The following is a 19,064-nucleotide window of genomic DNA, read 5'->3' as shown; positions in this document are numbered from 1 at the left end:
ATGAGTTATCAGGTTCTAGCAAGGAAATGGCGACCACAAACCTTTCACGAGTTAGTGGGGCAGTCTCATGTTAAACAGGCATTGGTTAATGCATTAACACAAAATAGACTCCATCATGCCTATCTCTTTACTGGAACTCGTGGGGTGGGTAAAACAACCATCGCACGAATATTCGCAAAAAGCCTCAACTGCGATAAGGGTATCTCTGCTGAGCCGTGTGGCCAATGTTCAAGCTGTACTGACATTGAAGCTGGTCGCTATATTGATTTGTTAGAAATCGATGCGGCATCACGAACCAAAGTAGAAGATACCCGCGAAATCCTTGATAACGTTCAATACGCGCCAACACGTGGTCGTTACAAGGTATACCTAATCGACGAAGTTCACATGCTGTCAAAGCATAGTTTCAATGCATTACTAAAAACATTGGAAGAGCCACCAGAGCATGTGAAGTTTTTATTAGCGACAACCGATCCGCAAAAACTGCCCGTGACGATTTTATCGCGTTGCTTACAGTTTAATTTAAATGCTTTGTCGCAATCAGAAATTCATGATCAGCTTGCCCATGTTCTTAATCAAGAACAGCTAAGTTTTGATGATAAATCGCTGTCAATTTTAGCGAAAGCAGCTGATGGTAGTATGCGTGACGCACTGAGTCTTACAGACCAAGCAATTGCGCAAACCAATGGCAATATTAATCATCAGGCTGTGCAAACCATGCTTGGCTTAATGGATACCCAATATAGCCAAACCATGTTAGCAGCGTTACTGTGCCAAGATGGCGATGCATTACTTCAAGAAGTAAAAGCAGTTGTTAGCCGAAACCCTAACTTTGTAGCCTTGCTCGACGATTTAATTGCCCTGACGCACCTTATTCAGCTTGTGCAACTCGTGCCTAGTGCTGCGGCACTTGATGAGACTAACCGTGAATTTATTGAGCAGGTGGCACAAACAACTGATGCACAGCAAATGCAGGTGTATTACCAGTTGCTATTAAATGGTAAAAAGGATTTGCAATGGGCACCCGATGCTAAACTTGGTTTTGAAATGATCATGTTGCGACTGCTCGCATTTCAACCAACGCAATTTGCACAAAGCCAAACACCCACGAATACCCAGCAGCAGGTTAAACCAAGTGGTGCCGGTGCACTACGTGATATTTTAAAAAAATCAACGGCGCAACGTGAGCAAGCAGCTTCAGAGCAAGCATCAGTAGCACAAAGTTCTGTGCATACAACTTCTGTGCCTTCAGAGCCTCAGCCAACACAAGCTATACCTGATGAAGCTGAGCCTATTCAAGCAGCCAAAGCAGAAACAGCACATAGCCATGAGCCTGCCCAGCAAGTTGAAGCAACAGCAGTAGAGCAGCCTAATGTTAATCAACAGCCTCAGCAATCCGCTCAGCCAGCTGAAACTGAAGTCAAACCAGCGCCACAACAGCAGAGTAGCTCAGAGCACATTCCAGCAGCTGATTATTCTTCACCAGAGTACTCTACATCTGACTATTCTTCGCAAGACTATATGGATGAGTACGATGCACAAATGGATTCATCACTTGCTGCGCAATATGATGATGTGATGAATAGCGCTTATGATCAGGGCTTTAGCGCAAATGAAGCACCTGCGCCTCAGCAACAGCAAACTGCACCCGCACAATTGCAACAACAGCAAAGTCAGGCGCAATCGGCCATTGCTCGTATTTTACAAGACCGTAATATCTCAGGTGCTGGTCGCTTAAGTGGTGCGGCAACGCAAACGAATGTTAAAGCAGAACAACAGCCTGAAGCTAAGCCAACATTAAAACCGCCAGCGCGACAAAGCACAGCCACGAGCAATATTCAGCCTCAGCAGCAAGCAATGGCTGCTGAAGTAAAAAAGCCCATCCCCCAGCAAACGGGGGAGAGCAGCAATAAAGTAAAAAAAGTCGATTTTCGAGAAAAGCATCAAACAATCACTGAAAACCTAGCGCCTGAATTGCTTGAGCAAATCAACCCGCAAAAAGCGCCAGAGCCAGTAGCTGAAGAAGCCAGTATTCCGGTTCCAGATGATTTTGAAAGCCCGATCAGCAGTATTAAATTTGCACACGAACAAGACGAGTGGGCGTATTTAATAAAGCGTATGGGACTTGGTGGCCGCATGCGCCAATTTGCGCTGCATTCGATCTTTACCAAGCAGAATAATCAGTTACATATTGAAGTTGATTCATCACAGCGCCATTTAGACAGCGCAGTGCTTAGACAAAAGCTCAATGCTGCATTAAGTGAAATTTATGGTCATAATGTAGAGCTTAGTATCGAGTTTGCTGATGGCGTAATTGATTCACCGTATTTGATTCAACAAAAAATTGATGCGGGTCGTCATCAACAAGCGATTGATGTAATAAATAGCGATGAAAATATAGTGCAATTTCAGCAGTTATTTAGCGCTATAATCGATGAAAACAGTATTCAGGCATTGTAATTAGTTGCAATAGCCCTTATCTTCATGCCAATTAAAGTAGTTTAGAAAGAGAGACAGTTATGTTTAAAGGTGGAATGGGTAACATGATGAAGCAAGCGCAGCAAATGCAAGAGCGCATGCAAAAAGCCCAAGAAGAAATCGCAAACCTTGAAGTTGTAGGTGAAGCAGGTGCAGGCCTAGTGAAAGTAACTATGCTTGGTAACCACAATGTACGTCGTGTTGAATTAGATGAAAGCCTAATGGAAGACGACAAAGACATGATCGAAGATTTACTAGCGGCAGCGTGTAACGATGCAGTACGTCGTGTTGCAGAAGAAACACAAGAGCGCATGAGTAAAGTAACTGGCGGTATGCAATTACCACCAGGTATGAAAATGCCATTCTAAGTGATCTTGTATGCAACTATCTCCTAGTTTAACACAACTAATTGAAGCGCTAAGATGCCAGCCGGGCATAGGCCCAAAGTCGGCACAGCGTATCGCTTTTCATTTGCTTGAGCGTGACCGTCAAGGTGGTAAGCAACTTGGCCATGCATTAACCAAAGCAATGGATGAAGTAGGGCATTGTCAATCTTGTCGCACTTTCACAGAGCAAGCTGTGTGCGATATTTGCTCAAGTGTTAAACGCCAAGATAGTGGTTTACTGTGTGTGGTTGAATCACCAACCGACGTACTCGCTATTGAGCAAACCGGTCAATATCAAGGACTTTACTTTGTTTTAATGGGTCACTTGTCGCCAATTGATGGTATAGGACCAAAAGAAATTGGCCTTGATATCCTTGAAAGCAAGTTGCAACAAGGCGGTATTAATGAGGTGATCCTCGCAACCAATCCAAGTGTTGAAGGTGAAACAACAGCTCACTATATTGCTGAGCTTTGTCATAAGTATCAGGTAGGCGCATCTCGTATTGCGCACGGTGTCCCTGTTGGTGGTGAGCTTGACTTACTCGATGGTATGACGCTGATGCACGCATTTAGCGGACGACGCGCCGTAAATCAAAACTAATACCTGATATGGTATTAAAAGCCTGCTTTATGCAGGCTTTTTTGTAGTTAGCCCCCGAATTTACCCGCTAATTTAATTTTTTGCCTTGAAGTTCCAAAAGCCTGCCCCATATATGAGTCATAGTGCAGATTAGACACTTTGTTAATTGGAGATTTACACAATGACTGCAGCACAAAAAGAAACATTAGGCTTTCAAACAGAAGTCAAACAACTATTAAACCTGATGATTCATTCTCTTTATTCTAATAAAGAGATATTCCTACGTGAGCTGGTATCAAACGCGTCAGATGCGGCAGATAAATTACGTTTCCTAGCGCTTTCTAATGGCGATTTATACGAAAATGATGCAGATCTAAAAGTACGTATCAGTGCCGACAAAGAAGCAAACACGGTAACCATTACTGATAACGGTATTGGTATGAGCCGTGAAGATGTGATCAATTCACTGGGTACCATTGCAAAATCAGGCACAGCAGAATTTTTCCAAAACCTAACAGGCGACCAAAGCAAAGATTCACAATTGATTGGTCAATTTGGTGTTGGTTTTTACTCTGCATTTATCGTTGCAGATAACGTAACCGTGCGTACTCGTAAAGCAGGTGAAAGCCAAGGTATCGAATGGCAATCTGCAGGTGAGGGCGAGTACACATTACAAGAGATTGACAAGCCAACACGCGGTACCGAAATCATTCTACACTTACGTGAAGATGAGAAAGAATTTGCTGATGAGTACCGTTTACGTAGCATCGTAACTAAATACTCAGACCATATTTCTATTCCAGTTGAAATGTATAAAGCAGAAGTACCTGAATCTGAAGGTCCTGATGGTGAGAAAATCCCAGCGCAGCCGGGCGAGTGGGAAGGTATTAACCGTGCAACTGCACTTTGGACTCGCGATAAGTCAGAAGTAACAGATGAAGAGTACAAAGAGTTTTATAAGCACATTGGTCATGACTGGGAAGAGCCACTAAGCTGGGCTCACAACAAGGTTGAAGGTAAAACTGAATACACAAGCTTGTTATACATCCCGAAAAAAGCACCATTCGATTTATGGAATCGTGACCGTCAAACTGGTTTAAAACTGTATGTACAACGCGTTTTCATCATGGATGACGCAGAGCAGTTTATGCCAAGTTACTTACGCTTTGTGAAAGGTCTACTTGACTCAAACGACTTACCACTTAACGTGTCGCGTGAAATTTTACAAGACAACAAAGTAACGCAAGCGATCCGTAAAGGTTGTACATCACGCGTACTTAAAATGCTTGAGCGTATGGCGAAAAACCGTGAAGAAGATTACCAAACGTTCTGGAACGAGTTTGGTCAGGTGTTAAAAGAAGGTCCAGCTGAGGATATGGCAAATAAAGAAGCCATTGCTAAGCTACTGCGTTTCTCTTCTACACATACTGACGAAAGCACGCAAAATGTATCGCTTGAACAATACATCGAACGTATGAAGCCAGAGCAGGATAAGATCTACTATGTGGTTGCTGACTCATTTGCTGCAGCGAAAAACTCACCACACTTAGAAATCTTCCGTAAGAAAGGCATTGAAGTATTGCTATTAAGCGACCGTGTTGATGAGTGGATGATGAGCTACTTAACAGAGTTCAACGAAAAATCATTCCAGTCAATTACCCGTGGTGACTTAGATTTAGGCAAAATGGATGACGAAGAAACCAAAAAAGCGCAAGAAGAGTCAGAAAAAGAAGTAGCTGGTCTAGTTGAACGTATTAAGTCAGCACTTGGCGACAGCGTGAAAGATGTGCGCTTTACGCACCGTCTAACTGATTCTCCAGCATGTGTTGTTGCCGATGAACACGATATGAGTTCACAAATGCAAAAGTTAATGGAATCTGTTGGTCAAACTGTGCCTGAGCAAAAGCCTATTTTTGAGCTTAACCCAGAGCATCAGCTTGTTAAACACTTAAACGTTGAGCAAGATGAAGACAAGTTCAGCCAGTGGTCACATGTCCTGCTTGACCAAGCATTATTAGCAGAGCGCGGTACTCTAAAAGACCCTGCTGGCTTTGTAACTCGCTTGAACAAGCTTATGCTAGATTTAAGCAAATAAGCGTTTTAGCGCAATGAGTTGGAAAAGGGAGCAGTGCTCCCTTTTTTATTGCTGCTAATATAGGCAATTGGTATAAGTTACTTGAGGTATAGCCTCAGTTGTGGAAGAATTCAGGCTCTAAGAACAAAACTCCACTGATCGACCATAATTTAAGATTAGTATCACACAGAGGACAATGATATGCGCATTATTCTTTTGGGCGCGCCGGGTGCAGGTAAAGGTACTCAAGCTCAGTTTTTGATGGACAAATACGGTATTCCACAAATTTCTACGGGCGATATGCTGCGTGCAGCAATCAAAGAAGGTACACCACTTGGTCTTGAAGCTAAAAAAGTAATGGATGCAGGTCAATTAGTATCTGATGAAATTATTATTGGTCTAGTTAAAGAGCGTATCGCTAAACCAGATTGCGAAAAGGGTTTCTTACTAGATGGTTTCCCGCGTACTATTCCTCAAGCTGATGCAATGAAAGAGAATGGTGTGGTGGTTGATCACGTTATTGAATTTGACGTTGCTGACGAAATTATCGTTGAGCGTATGGGCGGCCGTCGTGTACACCCAGGTTCTGGTCGTGTTTATCACGTAGTTTATAACCCACCTAAAGTTGATGGTAAAGATGACATCACAGGTGAAGACCTAATCATTCGTGATGACGATACTGAAGAAACAGTACGTAAACGTTTAGGTATCTACCACGACCAAACTAAGCCATTAGTTGATTACTACCAAGCTGAAGCAAAAGCAGGCAACACTCAGTACCATAAACTAGACGGTACCCAAGCTGTTGAAGCTGTTAGCCAACAACTTGGTGAGCTATTAGGTTAATTAACCTTTTAGATTCATTAATAAAAAAACCGCCTCAGGGCGGTTTTTTTGTATCTGTTTAACTGTCTTCTGATATTACAGTTTCTTCAATGCGGCAATAGCACCGTCGTAATCAGGCTCTTTTGAGAGGTTATCGACTAGTTGCTTGTAAACGATGTTATGTTCTTTATCGAGCACAAATACTGCACGAGTTAATAAGCCCATATCTTTGATAATTAAGCCGTAGTTCTTACCAAAGTCACGCCATACAGAATCAGATAAGGTGACGACTTTGTCGATATTTTCTGCTTTACAAAAACGTTTTTGTGCAAACGGTAAATCAGCACTTAATGTGAGCATAGCTATATTCGGGTACTCAGCAGCTACTTTTTCATTAAAGTGTTTGGTTTGAATGCTACATACCCCCGTATCCAAGCTTGGTACAACGCTAAGTAAAACAGCTTGACCTTGATAATTGTCTAATGTGACAGGTGTAAAGCTATCATCTACTACTTTAAAATTAGGTGCTTTTTGACCGACTTCAACCCCTTGTCCTAGTAGGGTAACTGGCTTTGACTGAGCTGATACCTTACCAGCATCAAGACTATTTTCTGGTAAGTCATTTGCGTAACTAAACGTACAAACTGCACTGAGTGCAAAAATAAGTGGGCGTAACATAATATAATTCCTTCAAATTAACGCATTTAAGCTGAGTGTATTATACTCATCTAATTGCTCCAAGGTTTACTCTAATTTAAAATTGTAAAAAACGAGCAGTTTGATTAACATGTGTCCGTGCCGCTATTTTTTATGAATTAAAATAAGAATAAAGTTAGCACTCTTAAAGATGGCTAGTAAAAAAGTGTGGGTTTAGAGAGAGTATATGTCAACATCGGTATTAGTTTGTGATGATTCAAAGTTAGCTCGTCGGCAATTAGCGCGCTCTTTACCCGATGATTGGGATATTAAAATTGAGTTTGCTGAAGACGGTGTGCACTGTATTGAGCAAATCAAAAAAATTCAGCCTGAAATACTATTTCTTGATTTAAATATGCCTGAAATGGATGGCTATGAAGTACTTCAAGCCATTCAAGACCAAGATCTTCATGTGCTTACTGTGGTTGTTTCAGGTGATATCCAACCTAATGCTCATCAACGTGTGATTGAGTTAGGCGCCATTGATTTTATTCAAAAACCTTGCTCTGCAGAAAAGCTTGCTAATATCATTGAACATCATGGTATTAAAGACAAAGCCATGCGTGAGCGTCTATCACACCGGCTGGGCGAACAAGTTGACCCCGATGTACGTGATATCTATCAAGAGCTTACAAATGTTGCAATGGGACAAGCAGGGGACTTGCTTGCACGCTTACTGAATGTGTTTGTAAAATTGCCTATCCCGAATGTTAATATCCTAGAAGTTAATGAACTAGACATGGCACTGCGTTCTATTGATGCCAATGCGACTACCTCTGGAGTTTGCCAAGGCTTTATAGGCGGCGGTGTTTCTGGTGAAGCTTTGCTGCTGTTAAATGACTCAAGCTTTAAAGAAATTGCGTCACTCATGAATTACGAAGGCGAGCTTAACAACAAGATTGAGCTTGAGTTGCTAATGGATGTAAGCAATATTCTGATCGGGGCTATTTTAAGTGGTCTTTCAAAGCAGCTTGATATGCGCTTTAGTCAAGGGCACCCTGTGGTTCTGGGTCAACATTGTGATGTGTCTGATTTGGTAAAGGCTAATAAATCTCGCTGGCAACGAACGCTGGCGATTGAGATCAGTTATGGTATCGAAAATCATAATATTAATTGTGATTTAATGCTGCTATTTACTGAGGATTCGCTCAAAACCTTAAAATACAAAGTCGCTTATTTACTAGAAGATTAAACTATGCCTGCATCTGATTTTAATATGAATGAGCTCCATTGGTTAATGGATATGTTTAATACTGTTGATGTAGGTCTTGTGGTGCTTGATAGGGACTACAAAGTCTGCATTTGGAATGGGTTTATGGAAAACCATTCAGGCTTGTTACCAAGTGCCGTGAAAGACAAAGATTTGTTTGATTTGTTTCCATCAATAGACGAGAAATGGTTCCGTAGTAAATCAGAGTCAGTGTTCATTTTAAATAATCGCTCTTTTACTATCTGGGAGCAGCAGCCTTATATTTTCCGCTTTAAAAATTACCGCCCAATTACTGGTAAAGCGGATCATATGTATCAAAATGCCACCTTTATTCCTTTAACCACGACCACTGGTGAAGTGTCTCATATCTGTATCATTATTTATGATGTGACCGATGAGGCGGTAAATAAAAAAGAGCTAGAAGAAGCCAATAGTAAGCTTGAGCAAATGAGTCGAACTGATGCCCTTACAAAATTAACGAATAGGGGATATTGGGAAGAAAAACTGCGTAAAGAGTATATGCGTATCGTACGCAGTGGCGGCTGCAGTACCTTATTAATGTTTGACATTGACCACTTTAAAAAGGTCAATGATGAACACGGTCACCGTGGCGGTGATGAAGCGCTGCGTCACATTGCTGATTTACTTAGAAAAACATTACGTGAAACTGATTTGGCAGGTCGCTATGGTGGCGAAGAGTTTGCAGTAACTTTACTGGATACTGATCTCGATGGTGCGCAGATTTTTGCTGAACGTCTGCGTTCAATGATTGAGAACTCGTCAATTTATTTTGGGGAAAAACAAATTCAATTAACCGTCAGTATTGGTTTTGCTTGTTTTGACGAAAAGTTCGATCGTTATGAAAAGTGGGTTGAAGCTGCAGATAAAGCTTTATATCACTCTAAAGAAAACGGCCGTAATAAAGTTACAGCGTATTCAGATTTATAACTTAACGGAAAAGGGCGAAACTTCGCCCTTTTTTACACTCCAATTGGTGGTAATACGAGAATATCTGTTTTTAGCAGTTTCATGACCTTCTCAGCGGTATTACCGATTAAATGCCCTTTTATGCCCGTGTTACCCACTGACCCCATAATTACTAAATCAGCATTAAGTTTTGCGGCGACACTAGGTATAACTTGTTCAACCACCCCAGCTTTAATTTTGAGTTGCTCTTTTAAATTATGAGCTTCAATTAGTGCACGTTGCGCAACCGGTAATTTTTCATAAGCATTAGTTACCTGCTCATCAGAAAAAACAATCCCTAAATCTCGCAAGAAAGGCGACACATGGACAGTATAGCAGGCAAAAAATTCGCTCTGATAATCCTTTGCGAAGGCAAGGCCGGTTTTTATAATTGCTTCATTTAAACAGTATTTTGTGGCTTTCTCGCTGCCTAAATCGAGCGCGGCGAGTACATTGGTATTGTTACGCCACTTGTTGTCAGCAGCTAGGTAAAGAGGCAGCGGGCTAAATCTAATAAGCTGCCAGTCAAGCTCGCTAAATTGCGTTTGTTCATCAATATGGCGAGTTTTAATTACCATCTCATAGTCTGAGGTGGTCACTTCGTTAGCCAGCCACTGCACGGGGCTCTCGTGCCACAGTGTTTGCAATGTGTAACTACCGACTTCTAAATAGTCATTAATTAGCGGACTTAATGAAGTACGCAGTTTCGCTAACTCTTTATCTTGAATAGCCAAAGCTTCATCTGGCGGAAGAGAAAATAAAATGCTACTGGTGTCTTCATAGCTAAAAGCAACAATATCAATATGCTTAACCCCTTTAGCTTTTTGTTTCGCGTGTAATAACGACGTTTTTGCATCGTCGACAGAATCGATGATAACCAGTAACTTTTTATTCATTCGGTTCACTCTGTAGTGTGTCGGGCATCACTTTTTGGGCATTCTCCCAGTAGTGACACTTCCCCTGTTGAAGACTCTTGTTCCAGTTTTACCTTAAAGCCCCATAACCTGTAAAGGTGTTTTAATACTTCATCTTTTGAGTTTGCTAAGGGGATATTGTTATGTGGCACATAGCGTAAGGTCAAAGAGCGGTCACCTCTAACATCAACATCGTAAACTTGAATATTGGGTTCGTGGTTACTTAAATTGTATTGCGCTGACAAACTTTCACGTACTTGGTGATAACCCATTTCATCATGAATTGCACCCACATTTAGGGTGGGTTCTTTTTCATGGTCAATAATAGTAAATAACTTAAAATCGCGGATAATTTTTGGCGATAAGAACTGGCTTATAAAGCTCTCGTCTTTAAAGTTTTGCATTGCAAAGTGCAGCGTTTCTAACCAATCACTGCCGGCATACTCCGGAAACCATCTTTTATCTTCCTCGGTCGGGTTTTCACAAATACGGCGAATATCAACCATCATGTTAAAACCAAGGGCGTAAGGATTAATCCCTGAATAATAATTACTGTTGTAAGGAGGTTGGTACACAACATTGGTGTGGCTTTGTAAGAACTCGAGCATAAAGGAATCAGTGAGCTTACCTTCATCATATAGATGGTTCAAAATGGTGTAATGCCAGAATGTTGCCCAGCCTTCATTCATTACTTGAGTTTGTTTTTGCGGATAAAAATATTGCGAAATTTTACGCACAATACGGATTACTTCACGCTGCCATGATTCAAGCAGTGGGGCATTTTTTTCGATGAAATATAAAATATTTTCTTGCGGCTCTTCAGGAAAACGGCGCTCACGTTTTTTAGACTCTTGTTGCGAGGTAGGAATAGTGCGCCACAGCTCATTCACTTGCGATTGTAAGTAATCTTCGCGCTCCTGCTGGCGTTTTTGTTCTTCATAAAGCGAAATACGCTGTGGGCGCTTATAGCGGTCCACACCGTAATTCATTAATGCATGGCATGAGTCGATAAGATTCTCGACCTCATTAATACCATATTTTTCTTCGCATTTGGCAATGTAGTTTTTTGCAAATAATAAGTAGTCGATGATCGAGCTGGCGTCGGTCCAAGTTTTAAATAAGTAATTACCTTTAAAAAATGAGTTGTGACCATAGCAGGCGTGTGCCATTACCAAGGCTTGCATTGGCAGTGTGTTTTCTTCCATTAAATAGGCAATACACGGGTCTGAGTTAATTACAATCTCATAAGCAAGACCCATTTGCCCACGTTTATAGTTTTGCTCAGTTTGAATGAATTTTTTACCATACGACCAGTGGCTGTAGCCAATTGGCATACCCACACTCGAATAGGCATCCATCATTTGTTCTGCAGTGATCACCTCAATTTGATTCGGGTAGGTATCGAGTTTATAAATTTTCGCGACCCGTTCAATCTCAGTTTGATACTCTGCTAATAAATCAAATGTCCAATCAGGACCGTCGCTAATACGTTTATCGGCCATACTTTACCTCACTCGCAAGGCTATGCGGCGCCTTGCTGCTGACGATTCTTTTTAAATAATTCACGGAAAATTGGGTAAATGTCCTCAACGCCACGAATATGTTGCATTGCAAAGTTGTCGTGGGTTTGCGCTATTGATTGATACTCTCGCCATAAGCTTTGGTGAGCACGGGCTGTGATTTCAATATACGCATAGTAGCGTACTGCTTTTAGAAGCTTGTTACGTAAAATATCTCCACAGTTTGGCGAGTCATCGGCCCAGTTGTCGCCATCAGACGCTTGCGCTGCGTATATATTCCACTCTTCAGGGTTATAGCGTTCAGCGATGATTTCGTTCATCAGTTTTAATGCGCTGGAGACGATGGTGCCACCCGTTTCTTGAGAATAGAAAAACTCTTGCTCATCGACTTCTTTCGCTTGGGTATGATGGCGAATATAAACGACTTCTATATTTTTGTAGCTACGGGTTAAAAATTGATAAAGCAAAATATAAAAGCGTTTTGCCATGTCTTTAGTCGCTTGATCCATCGAGCCGGACACATCCATTAAGCAAAACATGACAGCTTTGCTTGTGGGGTGTGGTCGTTTTTCATAATTACGAAAACGTAAATCGTAGTTATCGATAAATGGCACTGCTTTAATGCGACTTTGCAGCTCCTCAATTTGGCGTTCAAGCAAAGCGATAGCCGCTTTATCTGGCTGATCTTCGGCTTTTAAAAGCGCTAACTGACCTTCAAGTTCAGCAAGATGGCGCTTTTTGCCAGCAGTCATTGCAACTCTTCGCGCAAGTGAGCCCTGTAAAGAGCGCACAATATCAATGTTGCTTGGCATGCCATCGTTACAAAAACCGGCTCGATGGGTTTTCATTTGCACCAGTTTATCGAGCTGGTTTTGTTGCAGGTTAGGCAGTTCAAGATCTTCAAACAATAAGTCTAAGTATTCATCTTTTGAAATAGAGAATACAAAGTCGTCTTGTCCTTCACCCGAATCACTGGCTTCACCCTCGCCAGAGCCACCACCTTGACCGCCTCCTTGCGGGCGCTTAATTTTGTCGCCCGTAGAGAATTGGTCATTGCCTGGATGGATCTGTTCACGGTCACCACCACGTCCTTGATGAAAAATAGGCTCACTGATATCACGTTGCGGAATAGAAATACTCTCACCGCTGGTGGTATCGGTTACGCTACGCTTATTAATGGCATCAGACACCGCTTCTTTAATCTGTTTTTTGTAACGCCTGATGAACCGTTGACGATTCAAGGTACTTTTGTTTTTTCCGTTCAGGCGTCGGTCAATAAAATGCGCCATAACAACCCCCTTAAAACAAACGTTTTTTACTGCGATTTTCTAACGCGTAAATACCATTCAGAAAGTAAACGTACTTGTTTTTGGGTATAGCCTTTCTCAACCATACGATTGACAAAGTCTTCGTGTTTTTTCTGATCTTCAGCTGATGTTTTCGCATTGAACGAAATAACCGGCAGGAGATCTTCTGTATTTGAGAACATTTTCTTCTCAATAACCGTGCGAAGTTTTTCGTAGCTAGTCCAAAGCGGATTCTTGCCTTGGTTGTGCGCGCGTGCACGCAGTACGAAATTGACTATTTCATTACGGAAATCTTTCGGATTTGAAATTCCCGCAGGTTTTTCAATCTTTTCAAGCTCTGCGTTAAGTGCTGCACGGTCAAATAGCTGGCCGGTATCTGGGTCACGGTATTCTTGATCTTGGATCCAAAAATCAGCATAGGTGACATAACGGTCAAAGATGTTTTGCCCGTATTCTGAGTAAGATTCTAAATAGGCCGTTTGTAACTCTTTACCAATAAACTCCACGTATTGAGGAATGAGGTAGCCTTTTAAGTGACTTAAGTAACGCTCTTCAACATCGGCTGAAAACTGCTCACGCTCAATTTGTTGCTCAAGCACATAGAATAAGTGCACAGGGTTGGCAGCTACTTCGGTAGTATCGAAGTTAAATACCCGCGACAGAATCTTAAACGCAAAGCGGGTAGAAAGCCCTGTCATGCCTTCATCAACACCTGCGTAGTCGCGGTATTCTTGATACGACTTCGCTTTCGGATCGGTGTCTTTTAAGCTTTCGCCGTCATACACCCGCATTTTTGAATAAATGCTTGAGTTTTCTGGCTCTTTCATGCGTGAAAGGGTGGTAAATTGCGCCAGTGTTTTTAATGTACCTGGTGCACAAGGGGCGTCATGTAACTCACTATTTTCGAGTAGTTTATTGTAAATTTTGACCTCTTCAGAAACACGTAAACAATAAGGTACTTTGACGATGTAAACACGGTCTAAAAATGCCTCATTGTTTTTATTGTTCTTGAATGTTTGCCACTCAGATTCATTCGAGTGAGCCAGAATCATACCATTAAACGGTAGGGCACTAATGCCTTCTGTGCCGTTGTAGTTACCTTCTTGCGTTGCTGTAAGTAGTGGGTGTAGCACCTTGATTGGTGCTTTAAACATTTCTACAAACTCCATCAAGCCTTGGTTTGCTAAACAAAGTGCGCCGGAGTAGGCATACGCATCTGGGTCGTTTTGTGCAAAGTGCTCAAGTTGGCGAATATCGACTTTACCGACTAACGCTGAAATGTCTTGGTTGTTTTCATCGCCGGGCTCAGTTTTAGCAATCGCGACTTGGTTTAAAATAGATGGGTAGCGCTTAACCACTCTAAATTGGCTAATGTCACCATTAAATTCACTTAAGCGTTTTGCAGCCCACGGTGACATCACCGTTTTTAAATAACGCGGTTTAATGCCATATTCTTTCTCTAAAAGCTCGGCGTCTTCATTTGGATCAAATAAGGCTAAAGGGTGGTCGTTAACAGGCGAGCCTTTAATTGAATAAATAGGTACTTGTTGCATTAAGTATTTAAGTTTTTCAGCAATTGATGATTTACCACCCCCAACAGGGCCAAGTAAATACAGCACTTGCTTACATTCTTCTAAGCCTTGCGCAGCATGTTTTAGATAAGAGACGATTTGCTCTATGGCATCTTCCATACCATAAAAATCGTGAAATGCCGGGTAGCGTGCAACTACACGATTTGAAAACAGCCTGCTTAAGCGCGCATCGGTTGATGTGTCGATAATTTCAGGTTCGCCAATAGCCATCAATAACCGTTCAGGTGCGCTGGCATAAGCTGATTTATCCTTCTTACAGATCTCGAGAAATTCCTCAATACTGTATTCTTCTTCTTGCGCTGCTTCGTATCGTGATTGGTAATGCTCAAAAATACTCATAGAGACCTCCGAAAACCCGCTAAAATGACGTGTAATTAGATTAAGAGAAAAGCAAAGGTTAATTAAAGCTTAGTCACGATTTTGAATTTTTGCGCAAGAAAATTAAGAATTTAATTGAAAAAAGCTCATCCTGATTAGGCTTTTTGGGTGAGTGGTTGGCTGCGGGTCAGAGGGGGCGTGCAAAGGACAATAAAAAAGACGCCGAAGCGTCTTTTTTGATTACTGTTTGTAACAGAAGATTAAGCGAAGTTAGCGTTCGCGAAGTCCCAGTTAACTAATGCCCAGAAACCTTTTAGGTAATCAGGACGTACGTTACGGTAATCGATGTAGTAAGCGTGTTCCCACAGATCCACAGTTAGGATTGGAGTAACACCTTCATCAGTTAATGGCGTTGCAGCATTTGACGTGTTTACGATATCAAGTGTGCCATCAGCTAGTTTAACTAACCAAGTCCAGCTTGAACCGAAGTTGTTTACTGCTTTGTCGTTTAACGCTTCTTTGAATGCGTCGAAAGAACCCCATTTAGCGTTGATCGCGTCAGCGATTGCGCCTGTAGGCTCGCCACCACCGTTTGGAGATAGGCTGTTCCAGTAGAAAGTGTGGTTCCAGATTTGTGCAGCATTGTTAAATACGCCACCTTCTGAAGAACATACGATTTCTTCTAAAGATTTGTTTTCGAATTCTGTGCCTGGGATCAGACCGTTTAATTTCACAACGTAAGTGTTGTGGTGTTTACCGTGGTGAAACTCTAGAGTCTCTTTTGAAATATGTGGCTCTAATGCATCGATTGCGTATGGTAGTGACGGTAGTTCAAATGCCATTTTTTATCTCCATCTTCTTGGTTGATAGTCCACTCAGTTATAGGTAATAGCAAGGTAAACAGCGTACTTCCCTATACCAAGTGGTATTATAGTGTTACTATAATTGTTGAGTATTTTACTCAAGTTTTAGCAAACAGCAATGCTATTGCTAAAGACTATTTTAAATTGTGGCTACGAATGCCGATTTAAGTTATATATCTGAGGCCACTGTGAAACTTTTTCAAGGCCAATGTAGTAAGCTAATGTCTTTTTTGAGGTTGTAAATGGAAACCATCGATAAAATTAAACAGCAAATTTCTGAAAATCCAATCCTTCTTTACATGAAAGGATCACCAAAGTTACCTAACTGTGGTTTTTCTTCACAAGCATCACAAGCACTTATGGCATGTGGTGAGCAGTTTGCTTACGTTGACATTCTACTTAACCCAGATATCCGTGCAGAGTTACCTGCATACGCAAACTGGCCAACATTCCCACAATTATGGGTAGAAGGCGAGCTTATTGGTGGTTGTGACATTATCATCGAAATGTTTCAACGTGGTGAATTACAGCCACTAATCACTGAAACAGCTGCAAAGTACAAAGAAAAAGACGCTGAATAATTATATTTAGTGTATAAAAAAGCCGCAAACTGCGGCTTTTTTATAGCCATCCGCTTAAGATTAGTAAGCGGTGGTATTACCCAGGTAATAAAACATGCACGCTCAAACCACCGTGCTCACGGTTATGTAGGCTAATTTGCCCGTGGTGCGCTTCAACTATTTCCCTGCAAAGTGCTAGCCCTAAACCACTGCCAGTTGCTTTGGTTGAGTAAAAGGGGATTAGTGCGTTGGCCATTACAGCCTCACTCATACCCTTGCCTTTATCACTCACTGTGATGTGTGTGCCACTTGTTTCTTGTTGCACAGTTAAGCTGACATCTTCTGGGTTTGAACCAGATTCATAGGCATTTTTTAATAGGTTTATAAGTAACTGCTCGAGTTGGGTATGATCAGCGTCAGTTGTTACACGTTCATCAAGTGAAACCTCAACCTGCCACTGACTTTTTAATTGCTCAATCAGTGTCGGCCAGTTAATCGTCGACAGTTGAGGGGTGGGTAACTTAGCAAATTTGCCATAGCCTTGTACAAACTCATTAAGGTGTTTTATGCGGTCTTCAATGGTGGTAAATACCCGTTTTAAGCGTGGCTCGTCGACTTTTTTTGTTAATAGTTGCGCGCTATGAAGCATAGATGACATTGGCCCTAGTGAGTTGTTAAGCTCATGGCTAATGATACGAATGACTTTTTTCCATACCTCTACTTCTTGGCGGCTTAGTTCGCGGGTCAGCTGTTTAAATACAAATAGTTGGTGAAACTGATTATTAAGTAATAATCGGCCTGTTGCCATATGCCAAGTTTGTGATTCTTGATCTGCTTTATCGAGGGTAAATAAGCCATCAACGCCTTTGTGAATGGCACGCGTTAATTGCTCGCAGCTTGAATCTAATAAGTTTTCGAGCTTGGCACCTTCAAGGGCTGACTTAGCATCGAGTAAGCTACGAGCACTGTGGTTGCTATACACAATAAAGCCTTGGTCGTTAGTCAAAAGCACAGCTTGTGGCGAGCTTTGTAATACTTTGTCGAGCATCAACTCGCGCTGATATATCCATTGTTTTTCTTGGCGAAGCTGTTTTGCGGTTTGGTTATAAAGCCGGCATAAATCACCTAGCTCATCGCTGCCATCATAGGCTAATAGTGTAGCCAGCTCGCCATCTTTAAAATTAAGCAACCCGGTTTCGAGTGAGTTCATGCCATCAATAAGCGGGGTTGATAATTGCGCGGCAAAAAGTCCGCTGATCAAAGCGCAAGCGAGCAGGGCTAATAGGCTGTAAAACAAGCTTATACCCGCAAAGTAACAAACCAACATAAGTGGCAATGCAGACGCTGCCATGCATAAGGTTATGATTTTATATCGAAACGAAAAACGCATTAGTATTCAATCTTAAATTTATCAAGCCTGCGATAAAGTGCTTGGCGACTTAGGCCAAAATGGCGAGCCACTTTAGCAATCACACCTTTGTACTCGCGCATGGCAAGTTCAATCTCTTGTTTGTTAGGCTCTGCTCTTGTTTGTGATGGGCTGTTTGTTTCAACTTGTAAGCCAAAATCAGCAAGCTCAATCACCCCTGTGGGTTTTAAAACGCCAGCGCGTTTACAGGCATTTTCAAGCTCACGAACATTCCCCGGCCAACTATGGGCGAGCAGGGCTTTTTCTGTACTTAACGACAGGGTGCGCTCAGGTAAAAAGTGTGCGACCAAAGCTAAAATATCATCAGGGCGATGAGCTAGGCTTGGTAAATTTAACTCAATTACATTTAAGCGGTAGTAAAGGTCTTCACGAAATTGACCTGTTTTAATTGCATGGCTTAAATCTTCATTGGTTGCTGAAATGACCCTAACATTCACTTTACGTGTTTGTGTTGAACCTAAGCGCTCAAATTCACCGGTTTGTAAAATGCGTAATAGCTTCATCTGCCCAGAAAGTGGCAAGTTACCAATTTCGTCTAAAAATAAGGTGCCACCATCGGCCGCTTCAAATCGACCAATGCGCTGTTTGGTAATGCCTGTATAGGCGCCAGCTTCTGCACCAAATAACTCAGCCTCAATAAGCTCGCTAGGCAGAGCGCCGGCATTAACAGTGATAAAGGGTTTATCTGCTAATAAAGAATTGGCCTGAATTATGTGTGCAATGCGTTCTTTACCGCTGCCGTTAGGGCCTGTGATCAGAACCGAAATATCCGATTTAGCAACTTGAATCGCAAGATTAACAATGTGCTCCATAGCGGTACTTTTATAAACCAAGCCTACTAAATTTGCTTGTTGCACAGATGCGTCACGTTCTTGCTGGTGGCGGGTAAAGGTTTCGTTTTGTTGTTTTGCTTTACCCAGCTCTATTAGGTTATTTACACAGGTAAGTAGCTTGGCATCGTCCCATGGTTTTGGCAGGTAATCAGCAGCCCCTGCTTTGACAAGTTCAACAGCAGTAGAAAGCTCTGTCCATGCGGTGATCAAAATAATCGGAAGGTGAGGATTAATGTCTCGTAAGGCATAGAAAAGCGCTTTGCCTTCTTCGCCTGAAGTGGTGTCGGCGGTAAAGTTCATGTCTTGAATAACAAGAGCAATGCGTTGGTATTGTACGGCCTGAATTGCCTCAAAAGGGTTGCTTGCCGTAACAACATCAAAATCGTGAATTTCGAGTAACAACGATAACGCATCCAAAATGGCTGGGTTATCATCGACGATAAGTATTTTTTCCATATTATTGTTTTAGTTGTTTTCCTAATAAGGGTGCAAGATGAATGCTACACTGTTAAT

General features: G+C 41.8%; 16 protein-coding genes. 8 read left to right on the top strand and 8 right to left on the bottom strand.

The genetic code is table 11. From position 1 onward, the window contains the following. From dnaX to adk, 5 genes are all read left to right on the top strand, one after another. Positions 1–2,460 (top strand): DNA polymerase III subunit gamma/tau, encoded by a 2,460-nt coding sequence (gene dnaX, locus ACSFVZ_RS03425; protein ID WP_435558108.1) that lies wholly within the window; start codon positions 1–3, stop codon positions 2,458–2,460. A 59-nt stretch (positions 2,461–2,519) separates the two neighbouring features. Continuing rightward, the gene (locus ACSFVZ_RS03420) at positions 2,520–2,846 is read left to right on the top strand and encodes a YbaB/EbfC family nucleoid-associated protein (RefSeq protein ID WP_036967566.1); all 327 of its coding nucleotides are present in this window, start codon (positions 2,520–2,522) and stop codon (positions 2,844–2,846) included. Positions 2,847–2,856: 10 nt separating this feature from the next. Then, positions 2,857–3,465 (top strand): recombination mediator RecR, encoded by a 609-nt coding sequence (recR, locus tag ACSFVZ_RS03415; protein WP_054551546.1) that lies wholly within the window; start codon positions 2,857–2,859, stop codon positions 3,463–3,465. Between the two features lie 160 nt (positions 3,466–3,625). After that, on the top strand, positions 3,626–5,539 hold the full coding sequence (gene htpG / locus ACSFVZ_RS03410; protein ID WP_435558107.1) for a molecular chaperone HtpG: 1,914 nt from the start codon (positions 3,626–3,628) through the stop codon (positions 5,537–5,539). A 180-nt stretch (positions 5,540–5,719) separates the two neighbouring features. Next, entirely contained in the window at positions 5,720–6,364 is a 645-nt protein-coding gene (adk, locus tag ACSFVZ_RS03405) for an adenylate kinase (RefSeq protein WP_036967590.1), read from the top strand. Between the two features lie 75 nt (positions 6,365–6,439). Here adk and tpx read toward each other — a convergent pair whose 3' ends face one another. Next, on the bottom strand, positions 6,440–7,021 hold the full coding sequence (tpx, locus tag ACSFVZ_RS03400) for a thiol peroxidase (RefSeq protein ID WP_135924225.1): 582 nt from the start codon (positions 7,019–7,021) through the stop codon (positions 6,440–6,442). A gap of 205 nt (positions 7,022–7,226) precedes the next feature. Here tpx and ACSFVZ_RS03395 point away from each other — a divergent pair, with 205 nt between their 5' ends. Then, positions 7,227–8,231, top strand: a complete 1,005-nt coding sequence (locus ACSFVZ_RS03395; protein ID WP_435558106.1) for a response regulator — start codon at positions 7,227–7,229, stop codon at positions 8,229–8,231. 3 nt (positions 8,232–8,234) lie between these two features. Further along, the gene (locus ACSFVZ_RS03390) at positions 8,235–9,197 is read left to right on the top strand and encodes a sensor domain-containing diguanylate cyclase (RefSeq protein WP_435558105.1); all 963 of its coding nucleotides are present in this window, start codon (positions 8,235–8,237) and stop codon (positions 9,195–9,197) included. Positions 9,198–9,229: 32 nt separating this feature from the next. On the opposite strand, the gene ACSFVZ_RS03385 is transcribed toward ACSFVZ_RS03390, so the two are convergent. The 5 genes from ACSFVZ_RS03385 to ACSFVZ_RS03365 form a co-directional block, all read right to left on the bottom strand. After that, positions 9,230–10,111 (bottom strand): universal stress protein, encoded by an 882-nt coding sequence (locus tag ACSFVZ_RS03385; protein ID WP_135924228.1) that lies wholly within the window; start codon positions 10,109–10,111, stop codon positions 9,230–9,232. Positions 10,112–10,116: 5 nt separating this feature from the next. Next, positions 10,117–11,631, bottom strand: coding sequence for a SpoVR family protein (locus tag ACSFVZ_RS03380; RefSeq protein WP_199525742.1), 1,515 nt, complete (start codon positions 11,629–11,631; stop codon positions 10,117–10,119). A 20-nt stretch (positions 11,632–11,651) separates the two neighbouring features. Further along, the gene (locus ACSFVZ_RS03375; RefSeq protein ID WP_435558104.1) at positions 11,652–12,938 is read right to left on the bottom strand and encodes a YeaH/YhbH family protein; all 1,287 of its coding nucleotides are present in this window, start codon (positions 12,936–12,938) and stop codon (positions 11,652–11,654) included. A 26-nt stretch (positions 12,939–12,964) separates the two neighbouring features. Continuing rightward, a complete protein-coding gene (locus ACSFVZ_RS03370; RefSeq protein ID WP_135924231.1) occupies positions 12,965–14,887 on the bottom strand; it encodes a PrkA family serine protein kinase in 1,923 nt (640 codons plus the stop codon). 239 nt (positions 14,888–15,126) lie between these two features. Then, on the bottom strand, positions 15,127–15,708 hold the full coding sequence (locus tag ACSFVZ_RS03365) for a superoxide dismutase (protein ID WP_054551537.1): 582 nt from the start codon (positions 15,706–15,708) through the stop codon (positions 15,127–15,129). 263 nt (positions 15,709–15,971) lie between these two features. Between ACSFVZ_RS03365 and ACSFVZ_RS03360 the strand changes: the two genes are divergently transcribed. Next, positions 15,972–16,310 carry a Grx4 family monothiol glutaredoxin gene (locus ACSFVZ_RS03360; protein ID WP_054551536.1) on the top strand — a complete coding sequence of 113 codons (339 nt, stop codon included), beginning with the start codon at positions 15,972–15,974 and terminating at the stop codon, positions 16,308–16,310. Between the two features lie 76 nt (positions 16,311–16,386). Here the strand turns inward: ACSFVZ_RS03360 and ACSFVZ_RS03355 are convergent, their stop codons facing one another. Then, positions 16,387–17,679 carry a sensor histidine kinase gene (locus ACSFVZ_RS03355; RefSeq protein ID WP_435558103.1) on the bottom strand — a complete coding sequence of 431 codons (1,293 nt, stop codon included), beginning with the start codon at positions 17,677–17,679 and terminating at the stop codon, positions 16,387–16,389. After that, a complete protein-coding gene (locus ACSFVZ_RS03350; protein WP_435558102.1) occupies positions 17,679–19,007 on the bottom strand; it encodes a sigma-54-dependent transcriptional regulator in 1,329 nt (442 codons plus the stop codon). The genes ACSFVZ_RS03355 and ACSFVZ_RS03350 overlap by 1 nt, the downstream gene beginning before the upstream one ends. Between the last annotated feature and the right edge of the window lie 57 nt (positions 19,008–19,064).

Origin of the sequence: Pseudoalteromonas nanhaiensis, from assembly GCF_051235485.1 — a bacterium.
GTDB classification, from domain to species: Bacteria; Pseudomonadota; Gammaproteobacteria; order Enterobacterales; family Alteromonadaceae; genus Pseudoalteromonas; species Pseudoalteromonas lipolytica_C.
The sequence above is the reverse complement of the archived record's forward strand: the minus strand, read 5'-3'. Positions and strand labels throughout refer to the sequence as shown.